Source organism: Paenibacillus sp. CCS19 (assembly GCF_033239625.1).
Taxonomy (GTDB): domain Bacteria; phylum Bacillota; class Bacilli; order Paenibacillales; family Paenibacillaceae; genus Paenibacillus_T.
In genome coordinates, this window is the sequence record NZ_BTCK01000003.1 from 123,963 (window position 1) to 135,637 (window position 11,675).

The window sequence follows — 11,675 nt, forward strand, 5'->3', positions numbered from 1 at the left end:
ATTACAACAAATAAAGGGCTGCGCAGATGCCATCTGCCGCAGCCCTTCTGTATGTGCGAGGTATGCTTCTTATGCGCTTGTTGAATTCGAATTGACGATAGCGGGCTTCGTTATTGTTGCTGCTTGTTGTTGGCGCTGCTGCTGCTGGGCGCGGCGTTTGAGAATGAAGCGGTATAGAGCGCTCAGGCCAACCAAGATGACGGCTCCAGCTAAGACTGGGGCGAACAGGAACGACCAGCCGGCGCCTGCAAGGATGACGACGATCGGGTCGGCGCCAGCGGGAGGATGAATCGTACCCGTTACCTGCATCAAGTAGACCGACAAGGCGACTGCAAGAGCAATCGACCAGATATGATTGCCGAATGTGTGATAGACGATAAGACCGGTCAATGCGCTGATTACATGGCCGCCGATGACGTTGCGCGGTCTGGCGAGCGGGCTGTCTGGCAGGGCGAATACGATAACGCACGAAGCGCCGAACGGGGCCATGAGCATCGTCAGATCAGTCGTATTCTCGAATGCGAGCAGTACGAGAACAGCTATGAGTGCCCCAATTGCGGGGAAGAGCGGACGTAGGAAGCGGGTGAACATAGATTCATTTCTCCTTTACGATGAGCTGTTCCTAATGTTAGCATGTGTGTATCGATTTGAAAAATGAATAAATGCGATGTCTGGTATTTACAATTCGAATGCCAAGGAGGAGGCCTGCCGTGTTCAACGAATTAGATGGCCGGTCCATTCGTACGTTTCAGGCCGTCATGGAGGAGCGGAGCTTCAGCCGAGCGGCTGACCGACTGGGCTATGTTCAGTCTACCGTGACGACCCATATCGCTCAGCTGGAGAAGTCCAGCGGCAAACGGTTGTTCGACCGGCTGCCGCGAGGCGTAGAGCCGACTGAGGCGGGGCTTGCGCTGGCGCGTTTCGCAGAACAATTCGTCGCGCTCAGTCAGGCGCTGGAGGATGAGCTGAAGCGAACCGAGCTGCCGAGCGGCGTGCTGCGCGTGCGCGCGCTCGAATCGTATTGCGTAGCAAGGCTGCCGAGGCTGCTTGCTGAATACGCCGAGCGGTTCGAGGAGGTCGAGCTGCAGCTCTCTACGGGATTTTTGCACGATATATGCGAGCGGGTGCTCGACGGACGGGATGAACTGGGGATTGTACCGCGGGATCCACTGCACGAGGGATTGATTTTTACACCGTTATTGCATGAGGAGATGGTCTGGGTATCGGCACCGGCAGGGAGCGGGATTCGGCAACGGAAGTACGCCTCTTATATCAGCTACGGCAATCAATGCTACTATCACGGGGTTGGCGAGCAGCTGCTGAGGGAAGCGGGGCATTCAACTATGGCGCAATTGCAAATGCGCTACCCGAGCATTGAGCTGATTAAGCGGATGGTGCAGGCCGGATACGGTATCTCGCTGCTGCCGCTTGTGAACGTTGCAGATGAGCTGGGAACGGGACAGCTCTTTCAGCTGGATCTACCAGTGCCTGAGGCGATCGAGCACGGTGTTATTCAATTGCGGGGCAGGCAGCTTCGCCCTGCGGCGGCGGCTTTTGTGAAATTACTGCGCAGCGGACTTGTCGATTAGCGTTATTCCGTTATAATAACCAGTAATTGGATTTATTCCATTGCATTGCGGAGGGATGACGGTGAAAACGATCAAGCGAATGATTGAGCACCAAATATGGGCCGATCAACGGCTGCTGGACGCGGTTCGGAAGAGTGGGGGCGGCGGCCAGGAAGCGCTGCGACTGTTCCGGCATGTCGCCATCGCGGAGCAGGTATGGATCATGAGGCTGAACGGCGAGAACACTGCCCATCTGCAATTGTGGGCGGATGATGCGGATGTGGATTCACTCGAAGCGCTGCTAGCGAGCAATGCGCAGAAGTATACGGCTTACCTGGCTTCGCTGACCGAAGAGCAGCTGGATGCCGATCTGGCGTATGCGAACCAGAGCGGTGTGCCATTCCGAACGCCGATCCGGGATATCCTGACTCATGTCGCTCTTCACGGGCAGTATCATCGCGGGCAGATTAATCGGATCCTGAGGGAAACAGCAGGAGAGCCGCAGGCGCTCGACTATATTTTATTTTCGCGGGAGAATTGATCGGTTGCAGTTGGATATAGGAGCCCTTTTCGCTGCATAAGCGAGAGGGGTTGTTGTATTTGTTACGAGGTTGCAAGGAGTGGCGAGATTGAACGATGAGGGGATGAACGTTCATTCGCCCATTGACAGCTGGAAGTGATGCCCTTATATTTGTTGTACATACAAAATAGGAAATCGGAAAAGAGGACACGACCATGAGCGGACCGGACGAAAGCTTCCTGACTAACTGTTTGTTCTTCACCGCGAATCGGCTAGGCCGCACGATTACGAAGCTGGCGGAGGATGCATTCGCGCCGACTGGGCTTACGCCGATGTACGGGTATTTGATTCGACTGGCCGTCGGCACGCCGGGCATCACGCAGAAGGAGCTGGCCGAGAAATTGTCGGTTACGCCATCCACGCTAACTCGCTTCGTCGATAAGCTGGAGCTCAAGGGACTGGTCGAGCGGAAGGTGCAGGGCAAGACCGTGCTCGTCTACGCGACCGCCAAGGGCGAGGGAATGATCGAGACGATCAAGGCTGCGTCACGGGATTTGCGCAACCGATATGAGGAGCTGCTCGGCAAGGAATTCGCGGATGAGCTCTCGAAGCAACTCGTATTGTCGAGTGGACAATTGGAGAAGCAGTAAGCTTTTCCTTGTGCTCAGTATTTTGTATGTACAACCAAAATTGGATGGAGAGAGTGAGTGATTACGGTGAAGCTTGAGCCGCAAACAGAAGCAGCCGCAAAGAGACAGAGGCTGCCTCGTATGCATTATGGATGGGTTGTCGTCGCCGTTACATTCGTCACGCTGCTCGTTTCAGCGGGCGTCCGTTCCATGCCAAGCATCTTCATGCTGAGCTTCGAGCAGGATTTCGGCTGGAGCCGCGGGGGCATCTCAAGCGTTGTGTCGCTTGGTATTTTCCTCTACGGGCTTGTTGGTCCGTTCTCGGCATCGTTCCTGGAGCGGTTCGGCGTGCGCCGCGTCATGCTGTTCTCGATCGGCTTATTGGCCGCGGGCCTTGCGGTCACGCCGCTCATGACGGCGCTCTGGCAGTTTGAAATACTGTGGGGCGTTATCACAGGGATCGCAACAGGTTTCATGGCGAATGTGCTCGGGGTAACGGTCTCGAACAAATGGTTCGCGAAGAGAAGAGGGCTTGTCGTCGGTATGCTGACCGCCAGTGCGGCGACGGGGCAATTGCTGTTTCTGCCGCTGCTGGCTCGCATTACCGTGGAGGCAGGGTGGAAATCAGCCGTCTATACAGCGGTCGCTGTGCTCGTCGTGCTGCTGCTGATCGTCGCCGTCTTCATGCGGAACCATCCTTCGGATGTCGGGGCGGCTCCTTATGGATCGAGTGAAATGGTTCAGCCGACTCCTTTCCGAGGCAAGCTGTTCTTGGCGCCGCTGCTGGCTCTCCGTTCGGCGCTGGGGAACAAATCGTTCTGGCTGCTCGCCGGCACGTTCTTCTTCTGCGGTTATTCGACGAATGGTCTGATCGGTACGCATCTTATTCCGGCGTGCGGCGATTTCGGGATCACCGAGGTGACGGCGGCGAGTCTGCTTGCTCTTATGGGGCTGTTCGATCTGTTCGGCACAACGTTATCGGGTTGGTTATCCGATCGGTTCGACAGCCGCTGGCTGCTCGTCTGGTATTACGGGCTGCGCGGCTTATCGCTGCTGTTCCTGCCTTATGCGCTAAGCGCCGGACCAACGGAGCTGCTCCTCTTCAGCGTATTCTACGGATTGGACTGGATCGCGACAGTGCCGCCAACGGTGAAACTCGCGACGCAGGAGTTCGGCAAGGAGCGTTCGGGGATGATATTCGGCTGGGTGGTTGTCGCGCATCAGATCGGCGCTTCGACCGCCGCATATGGCTCTGGAGCGATTCGCGACTGGCTGGGCTCATATTCGCCAGCGTTCGTCTCTGCAGGCTTCGTCTGCCTGTTCGCAGCTGTTATCTCGACACGCATCGGTCGGAAGAAGACTGCTGTCTCGGCGCAGTAAAATACACAAAAGTACACTATCCCGTCTTGAGGACTAGAATGGCCAAGAAAGAGCACAAAATTTGCTTATCCCGCCATTGGAGCGGAGACGGCAAGGTTAGAGCATAAAAAAGTACCCTATCCCTGCATACAGGATAGGGTACTTTTGCGCAACATTGCACCTTCGATGTATCGCAAACTACGCCAGCCTAGATTAGAAGTTCGGGTCGCCCATTTTGCCGTCTTGGAAGTCATTGTAGGCTTGGATCAGCTCTTCGCGGCTGTTCATGACGAACGGACCGTGTTGTACGATCGGCTCGTCGATCGGCTCGCCGCTCAGTATGATGACGAGCGTATCATCCGTGTGGCCTTCAATGACAATCTCGCCGGCTTCGTTGTCGAACAAGACGAAGTCGCCTGCGATTGCTTGTTTCGCTCCATTGATCTTCACTGCGCCTTTCAGGACGAGCGCAGCCGTATTATGCGAGGCTGGGAGCTCGAACTGCGCCCGGCCGCCCGTCTGGAAGGCGATGTCGAACAGGTTAATCGGCGTGAATGTCTTCGCTGGTCCTTGAACACCGTTATATTCGCCTGCGATGATGCGAACTTTGCCGCCGTTATCCGGGAGCGACACATAGCCCATTTGGCTTTTCAACAGCTCTTGGTAACGAGGGGCGTGCATTTTGTGCTCGCGAGGCAGGTTGACCCACAGCTGAATCATATGGAACAAGCCGCCTCGTTTCCCGAATTCACGCTCGTGATATTCCTTGTGCAGCAGTCCGGAGGCAGCCGTCATCCATTGGACGTCGCCAGGACCGACGATGCCGTGGTTGCCGAAGCTGTCGTGATGCTCGACGTAACCGTCATACGCGATCGTTACCGTCTCGAAGCCGCGGTGCGGGTGCGCGCCGACGCCTCTTACATGCGGGCTTGGCGGAAACTCATATGGTGCATTATAGTCGAGCAGGATGAACGGGCTGATGCGCCATGCGAAGTTATTGCCTCCAGGAAAATAGTTCGAAACTCGGAATCCGTCGCCCACCATATGGAATGGAGCGCCATGGTAAATGCCTTCAACGCTGCGATAGGTTGTCATCTTCAATCGTCTCCTTTATGTCTAATTTCATGTCCTCGACATTTGATATCTTTAATTTAAGATAATTATCTTGATTTAAAGATAATCCAAATGAACGGTTCTGTCAAGCGAGCAGCTTGAGCCACCAGAGTAGAGTCTCATAGGTGCAAAAATGCACCAACCGTGTCGCTCGAATCATATCCGCGCCTTGTAGGTGCAAAAATGCAACTACCACGCCGCTCAAACCCGTATCCGCGCCTGATAGGTGCAAATATAAACCTATTCGCGCCGTTCCACACACGGAACGCAAAAAGCGCCGGAGCTGCCACAGGGGCAGCTTCCGGCGTTTCATTAATGGTGACTCGCAACTTTTGCTTTTGCTTTCATGCTGGTGTGCTGCTCCTGCACATTCAGTTCGGCGATCAATTTATCGCCTTCGACGTCGAGGTTCGGCAGCAGTCGGTCGAGCCAGCGAGGCAGGCTCCATGCCCGGTCGCTGAACACAGCCATGATCGCTGGCACAAGCGTCATGCGGACGATGAATGCATCGATCAGAATGCCGATTGCAAGTGCGAAGCCGATCTGTTTGATCATAATGTCATGCGTCATGATGAAGCCGGCGAATACGGACACCATGATGACCGCTGCGGCCAACACGACGCGGCTTGCTTGTTCATAGCCGGATACGACGCTGGCCGTACCTTTGTGCCCGTGTACATAGGATTCGCGCATGGAGCTGACGAGGAACACTTGATAGTCCATCGCCAGACCGTACAGAATACCTGTAACCATGATCGGCATGAAGCTCAGCAATGGCCCGCCGGTATCGAAGCCGAACAGGGAGTGAACCCATCCCCATTGGAATACGGCTGTCGTAATACCGAACGTTGCGAGAATACTAAGCAGGAAGCCGATCGTCGCCTTGATCGGCACGATGATCGAACGGAAGACGAGCAGCAGAATAATGAGCGACAGAATGACGATAATGCCCACGTAAAGCGGGAATACTTCGGCGAGCTTCTCCGACATGTCGATGTTAATAGCGGTAAAGCCCGTTACGCCAATGTTTACGTCGCTTGCCTGCGCGATAGCCGATTCCGGATCGCGCAGGTCTGCAACGAGATTTTTGGTCGTCGAATCGGTAGGACCGGATTTCGGGATAAGGCTAATAATAGCCAGGTCACCGGTCTGATTAATGCCCATCGGATTAACGATCAGCACATCTTCATGCTGCTGGAGCCCTTGTACGAGACTGCCCAGCACCTCTTGCGTTACTTTGCCATCTGCGGCATTCGGTCTAGCGACCAGCAGCAGCGGGCCGTTGAATCCTTCTCCGAATCCTTCGGAGATCGCATCATAGCTCTGTCTAGTATCCGTATCAAGGTTCGCGGTCGCACCGGATGGAATGCCCATCTCCATCTTCGTTACCGGAATCGCTGCTGCGCCGAGGACGACGACAGAAGCAACGATAATCAGCCAGCGATATTTCACGGTGCCGCTTGCCCAGCGATGTGCAAAGCCATTGTTAGCTGCGGAGCGGTTAGTGCTCGCTGCTTTCTTACGCGCCTTCTCCGAGCAGATTCGTTCGCCAACAAGGCCGAGAAGCGCAGGGAGCAGCGTGAGCGCAATGAGTACGTTGATGAATACGCTCGCTGCTGCGACAAGCGCCATGGTCGACAAGAACGCAATGCCGATAACGAGCATGCCGCACAGTGCAATAATGACAGTCAATCCTGCGAAAAATACCGCGCTGCCCGCCGTACCAATCGCCCGGCTTGCCGCTTCGCGAGCGCTGAGGCCTTGATCAAGCATCATGCGGCGCTGACGATTCACGATAAACAAGCAATAGTCGATGCCGACCGCTAGGCCGACCATTAATGCGAGCGCAGGCGTTACATCGGTCATGCCGATGAACTTCGAGAAGGCATACGCGCCGCCGACGCTGATGCCGACACCCAGCAATGCTGTGAGCAGCGGCAGGCCGGCTGCGACGACCGAGCCAAGCGTAATGAACAATACGATCGCTGCAACGATAATACCGATACCCTCAGTTGCGCCGACTGCCGGTTTCGACGACAGGGAGTCGCTTGGCAGTGCTTTGATGCCCAATCCGCTTTGCTCAACGGCCGTGACCGTATTAATCACGCTGTCGATGACTTCTTGCGGCAGATCCATTTGCTGAACGGTGAATTGGAATTGGAACAGTGCAATATTGCCGTCCGCCGAAAGTGTAACGCCGATGACTGGAGCGCCATCGACGATCAGCGGTCCGACAGCCATCGCGCCAGCGTCAGTCGCCTGCTGCTGACTGCTGTCCGCCGCCGCTGCTTGCTGCTGTTGGCTTCCGTCTGCGGCGGCGCTTTGAGTCTGATCCGCATTCGATGCCGCAGCTGCTTCGGTGGCTAATTTGGCCTGATTAATGACATACTCGAGATTATAAACATCATTGACTGCCTTGCTGAGCGCAGCCGCTCTCTCCGGCGTGTCTAACCGCTCGCCGCTTGGCGCCTCGAACACGACGCTCGCTTGACCGCCCGATGCTTCGGGCAATTCCGCTGCCAGCTGGTCGAGCACCTTCTGAGACTCGGTGCCCTCAATCTTCATCTCCGAGCCGACATGGATACCGTTGATGCCGATGAGCGCAAGCACGACGCCAAGAATGGCGATCCAGCTTACAATGAACGCCCATGGCTTGTTGTAGGCCGACTTGCCGATTTTGTACAGGAATGTAGACATACGGTGTGGTCCTCTCCTTGTTTATCTATATAACTGCGATGCTCAGACAAGCGGCTCGAGGCCGACTAAAAGCCGTTGCTCAAGTGCCTGAACATGTCTTCCAAATACTGATCGAACGTTATCATGTCCGGTGCACCTTCGTCTTGCTCGCCGGGCAGTCGGACGTTCAGTTCGCTGTTGAGCAGCGGCAGTGCCGCACCGTACATCGCGCCTGCAAGCAGATGCGTATAGAACTCGGAATGGCGTCCGCGTGAACAGCGGCTTAGAACGTGCTGCGCCTTCTTCTGAAACTGATGGAAGATCGTCAGAATGTAAGGCTCCAGCGTTGGAAACTGCTCGGACAGCTTCACAAGCTTGCGCATCGTCTTGATCTGCTCGACGGTGAACTGCATTCGCATGAGTTGGTGAAGAATATCGACCATGGACCCGTTGTCGGACAGACTCTCGATTAAGTCCTCTTCGTCAGGAGCGCCTTTGAATATGACGGCCGCCGCTGCGACAGCTTCTTCTTTGCAGGAAAAATGGTTCGCGAACGTCCGTCTCGAATAGCCGGCACGCTGCACAATATCCTCGACGGTGAAGCCGTCTAAACCTTTGTCGAGGGCAAGCTCGAATGCTGCTTCGGCAAGCGCGCTGGCAGTTGCCTCTTTCTTGATGTCCCGCAGGCTCTGCTTATTCATCGTAATATCGGTTCACCTCCTGCCCAGCGTTCACACATCATTAACTATATTATTGCCCAATGGGCAACGTTGCACAATGGGAAATGGTTGACGGTTTTGTGACATTGATCACACTCATATAGAGCTATATAAGTAAGGGTAACCCTATGCTACGGGTTGTTCTGAGTTATAGCGTCTGCAGGATTGACAATAATTAGCCGAGCGTTGGAGGTTGGATAAGAATGGAAGAGCAAGTTAAGGTGCTCCAAGAGGCGCCTGACGCTGAGGAATATAATGCGCTGCGCATAGCGGCCGGCTTGAGCCCGAAGGATCTGGCCGGAGCGAGAGTGGGGCTTGCGAACTCGGTGTACAGCACAATTTTGCGGAGGGAGGATGGGCAGCTCATCGGGATGGGGCGAATTATCGGCGATGGCGGATGCTTTTATCACATTGTCGACATTGCGGTGCATCCGACTTGCCAAGGCAGGGGATATGGGAAGTTGATTATGAAAGCGTTAATGGATTATTTGGACGCGAACGCGCACCCAGGGTCGAATGCAAGTCTGATCGCGGACGTGCCGGCCGATCAACTGTACCGCAAGTTCGGGTTCGACTACACGGCACCCAAGTCGGTCGGGATGTTCAGAAGATACTAATACTAACAACCTCCGCGCTCCGTTTATTTGATCCGTTCGATCGACATGCTGAGCTTGTAGTTGCCGAAGGTCAGCACTTCCTCCAGCAGCTTGTTCAGTTCGACCATGTCGCGCACAAGTACACGCATCCAATAGCAGCCTTCTCCACTGACGCGGTGCATTTCTTGCACGGAATCGTTCGACTCCGCAAGCTCTCGCAGTGCCTGATGGGCTTGGTTTGAATGAAGGAAGAGGATGAGGAAGGCATGAATATGCAGCCCGATCCGTTCGGGATTCCAGCGCAGCGTATAGCCGTCGATGACGCCCAGATCCTGCAGCTTGCGCACGCGTGCGCCGACCGCCTGTCCGGTCAAGTGGACGAGCTCGCCAATCTCCTTATGGGTGAGCATGGCGTTGTTCAACAGCTCCTGCAGAATGCGAATATCGGTATCATCAATCGTTTGGTTGGCCACTTGGCGTCACTCCTTTCACGGTGAAAGCAAACCTGCGCGAATACGTTCATCAAGTTATGGTTCAATAATAGCGGCAGATGCTATCATCGATATCGTAACAGAACCATATTCCGTCCGAAAAGAGGGATTTCGATGCGCGTTCAACTCATTCGTCATGCCACGCTATGGCTCGAATATGCAGGGGTTACCTTTCTCATCGATCCGATGTTCAGCCCGCAAGGGGCTAATCCGCCGATTATGAATTCCGATAATGAGCGTCGCAATCCGCTAGTCCCATTGCCTGGTGAGCTTGACGCGTGGCTCGCGCCAGACGCCGTTATCGTGACGCATCTTCATGCGGATCATTGGGATGCTGCCGCCGCGCAGGCTTTGCCGAAGTCGTCGACGATTCTATGCCAGCCAGGCAATCAAGACGCATTCCGTACAGCGGGCTTTACGGACGTAACGGAGATTATAGATTCGACGACCTTCCGAGGCGTAACGGTTCATCGTACGAACGGTCAGCATGGGACGGGTGAAATTGGCGAGCGGATGGGGAAGGTGTCCGGCTTTGTTTTTCAAGCGGATGGCGAGCCCACGTTGTATATTGCGGGAGATACGATCTGGTGCGAGGATGTGAAGACGGCGCTTGATACGTATAAGCCAGACCTGACGATTGTGAATGCAGGCGGAGCGAGATTCGTAGTGGGGGATCCGATTACGATGGATGCGGACGATGTGATCCAAGTCGTTCAATATGCACCTTATACGAAGGTGATTGCCGTGCATATGGATTCGATCAATCACTGTCACGTTACGCGGGATGTGCTTCGGGCGAGGCTGGCGGAGCAGCGTTTATTAGAGCAGTTGGCGATTCCGGAAGACGGGGAGTGGATGTAGGGCGAATTTAGTAAGTTATATGATCTGGGCGCCGCTTCGGGGTGCTCTTTTTTGTCTACCTACAGACCGCTTTTCCTATTCATGTCGTGATATAATTCGGAATAACAAATATAACCAACACGCGAGGGTTCGCCGATGAAAGAAGTCGATGATTTCAAGGATGAAATAGAGCTCCTATTCCAAGAGGCATCACAAGAAATGATGGGGTTGCCCGACGAACTGAGGGAGACGGGCCAGGCTTTGCTCGCACGCTGCAATCCACTGCACAGCGGAGGGAAAGCCAAGTCGATCAGCTTCCTGCTGCCGTATTGGCTGCAGGAAGAGACGGGCGCGCCGATAGAGCTTTGCCGGGACCTCTCGATCGGAAGCGTATATGTCATGCTTCAATATTTTATTCTGGATGACGTGATGGACGGAGGGGACGATCGGATACAATCATCCGGGATCCGCAAGTCGTTGGCGCTAGCCCAATTGCTGAGCGTGATGTCTCGTCAGCGGTATGCCCGTTATTTTGAGCAAGATTCCGTAATAGGGTCGTATGAGCGTCATTTTGTCGGGCAGTGGTCTTCCGCTGTTACGCGTGAAGTGCTCGAAGCTGTTAATCCGCTGGACGTGGGGCAGCTCGCAGGCAAGGCTGCTCCGATTAAGCTAGGCGCGGCGGGTGTGCTGCTCTGGGCGGGTCAGACGGAACAGCGGATTGCGGAAGTAGAAGAAGCCATCGATCTAGCGCTGGCGGTGCTGCAATTATCGGATGACTGGGCGGATAGAATAGAAGATTTGCACGAGGCCAATCGCAATTCGTTCTTGACGATCGTGAAGGACAAGCTGGCGGATGTGGCTGCTGATACGTTGGATGAGCCAGGTGTGAAGCGTGCGATCTACCACCGTGGGGCGGTAAGTCAGTTGGCCGAGATTGCGGAACAATATCGTGACCGGCTGCAGCGGATCCCCAAGGTTCCTGTAAGATTACAAACCTATCAAGACACGATTGTTCAGGATCTTCGGCAGACGGCGGACCGGATCGAACGGTCGGTTAACGAGCTTGCCGCGCATGGCGGATTGTCGCAGTTGGTGTTGAATATGAAATAACAAAGAAGGGACCGAATCGATTCGGTCCCTTCTTCCATATTCAAGGAGTGCAAA

General features: G+C 54.8%; 12 protein-coding genes. 7 read left to right on the forward strand and 5 right to left on the reverse strand.

Annotated features, from left to right (window positions below):
* Positions 1-69: 69 nt before the first annotated feature.
* A complete protein-coding gene (locus SBI19_RS04130; RefSeq protein ID WP_317965235.1) occupies positions 70-591 on the reverse strand; it encodes an HPP family protein in 522 nt (173 codons plus the stop codon).
* A gap of 119 nt (positions 592-710) precedes the next feature.
* On the opposite strand from SBI19_RS04130, the gene SBI19_RS04135 reads away from it, so the two are divergent.
* From SBI19_RS04135 to SBI19_RS04150, 4 genes are all read left to right on the forward strand, one after another.
* Positions 711-1,589 (forward strand): LysR family transcriptional regulator, encoded by an 879-nt coding sequence (locus SBI19_RS04135; protein ID WP_317965236.1) that lies wholly within the window; start codon positions 711-713, stop codon positions 1,587-1,589.
* Between the two features lie 61 nt (positions 1,590-1,650).
* Positions 1,651-2,109: a DinB family protein gene (locus tag SBI19_RS04140; protein WP_483312241.1), complete on the forward strand. Its 459-nt coding sequence runs from the start codon at positions 1,651-1,653 to the stop codon at positions 2,107-2,109.
* A 194-nt stretch (positions 2,110-2,303) separates the two neighbouring features.
* Positions 2,304-2,738: a MarR family winged helix-turn-helix transcriptional regulator gene (locus SBI19_RS04145; RefSeq protein ID WP_317965240.1), complete on the forward strand. Its 435-nt coding sequence runs from the start codon at positions 2,304-2,306 to the stop codon at positions 2,736-2,738.
* A 120-nt stretch (positions 2,739-2,858) separates the two neighbouring features.
* Positions 2,859-4,097, forward strand: a complete 1,239-nt coding sequence (locus tag SBI19_RS04150) for an MFS transporter (protein ID WP_317965438.1) — start codon at positions 2,859-2,861, stop codon at positions 4,095-4,097.
* Between the two features lie 192 nt (positions 4,098-4,289).
* On the opposite strand, the gene SBI19_RS04155 is transcribed toward SBI19_RS04150, so the two are convergent.
* The 3 genes from SBI19_RS04155 to SBI19_RS04165 all read right to left on the reverse strand — a co-directional run bounded on the left by SBI19_RS04155 (position 4,290) and on the right by SBI19_RS04165 (position 8,566).
* Positions 4,290-5,171 carry a pirin family protein gene (locus tag SBI19_RS04155; RefSeq protein WP_317965242.1) on the reverse strand — a complete coding sequence of 294 codons (882 nt, stop codon included), beginning with the start codon at positions 5,169-5,171 and terminating at the stop codon, positions 4,290-4,292.
* A 330-nt stretch (positions 5,172-5,501) separates the two neighbouring features.
* The gene (locus tag SBI19_RS04160; protein ID WP_317965244.1) at positions 5,502-7,886 is read right to left on the reverse strand and encodes an MMPL family transporter; all 2,385 of its coding nucleotides are present in this window, start codon (positions 7,884-7,886) and stop codon (positions 5,502-5,504) included.
* Between the two features lie 65 nt (positions 7,887-7,951).
* Entirely contained in the window at positions 7,952-8,566 is a 615-nt protein-coding gene (locus tag SBI19_RS04165; protein WP_317965246.1) for a TetR/AcrR family transcriptional regulator, read from the reverse strand.
* 221 nt (positions 8,567-8,787) lie between these two features.
* Here SBI19_RS04165 and SBI19_RS04170 point away from each other — a divergent pair, with 221 nt between their 5' ends.
* The gene (locus SBI19_RS04170) at positions 8,788-9,201 is read left to right on the forward strand and encodes a GNAT family N-acetyltransferase (RefSeq protein ID WP_317965248.1); all 414 of its coding nucleotides are present in this window, start codon (positions 8,788-8,790) and stop codon (positions 9,199-9,201) included.
* A 23-nt stretch (positions 9,202-9,224) separates the two neighbouring features.
* Here SBI19_RS04170 and SBI19_RS04175 read toward each other — a convergent pair whose 3' ends face one another.
* Complete coding sequence (locus SBI19_RS04175; RefSeq protein WP_317965250.1) at positions 9,225-9,653, reverse strand: Lrp/AsnC family transcriptional regulator; 429 nt, start codon at positions 9,651-9,653, stop codon at positions 9,225-9,227.
* A gap of 132 nt (positions 9,654-9,785) precedes the next feature.
* On the opposite strand from SBI19_RS04175, the gene SBI19_RS04180 reads away from it, so the two are divergent.
* On the forward strand, positions 9,786-10,532 hold the full coding sequence (locus tag SBI19_RS04180; RefSeq protein ID WP_317965252.1) for an MBL fold metallo-hydrolase: 747 nt from the start codon (positions 9,786-9,788) through the stop codon (positions 10,530-10,532).
* Between the two features lie 135 nt (positions 10,533-10,667).
* Complete coding sequence (locus SBI19_RS04185) at positions 10,668-11,621, forward strand: hypothetical protein (protein WP_317965254.1); 954 nt, start codon at positions 10,668-10,670, stop codon at positions 11,619-11,621.
* Positions 11,622-11,675: the final 54 nt, after the last annotated feature.

Coding starts and splice junctions, on each gene's coding strand:
- SBI19_RS04170 (WP_317965248.1), top strand. CDS start 8,788: ATGGAAGAGCAAGTTAAGGTGCTCCAAGAGGCGCCTGACGCTGAGGAA.
- SBI19_RS04145 (WP_317965240.1), top strand. CDS start 2,304: ATGAGCGGACCGGACGAAAGCTTCCTGACTAACTGTTTGTTCTTCACC.
- SBI19_RS04180 (WP_317965252.1), top strand. CDS start 9,786: ATGCGCGTTCAACTCATTCGTCATGCCACGCTATGGCTCGAATATGCA.
- SBI19_RS04150 (WP_317965438.1), top strand. CDS start 2,859: ATGCATTATGGATGGGTTGTCGTCGCCGTTACATTCGTCACGCTGCTC.
- SBI19_RS04130 (WP_317965235.1), bottom strand. CDS start 591: ATGTTCACCCGCTTCCTACGTCCGCTCTTCCCCGCAATTGGGGCACTC.
- SBI19_RS04165 (WP_317965246.1), bottom strand. CDS start 8,566: ATGAATAAGCAGAGCCTGCGGGACATCAAGAAAGAGGCAACTGCCAGC.
- SBI19_RS04185 (WP_317965254.1), top strand. CDS start 10,668: ATGAAAGAAGTCGATGATTTCAAGGATGAAATAGAGCTCCTATTCCAA.
- SBI19_RS04155 (WP_317965242.1), bottom strand. CDS start 5,171: ATGACAACCTATCGCAGCGTTGAAGGCATTTACCATGGCGCTCCATTC.
- SBI19_RS04160 (WP_317965244.1), bottom strand. CDS start 7,886: ATGTCTACATTCCTGTACAAAATCGGCAAGTCGGCCTACAACAAGCCA.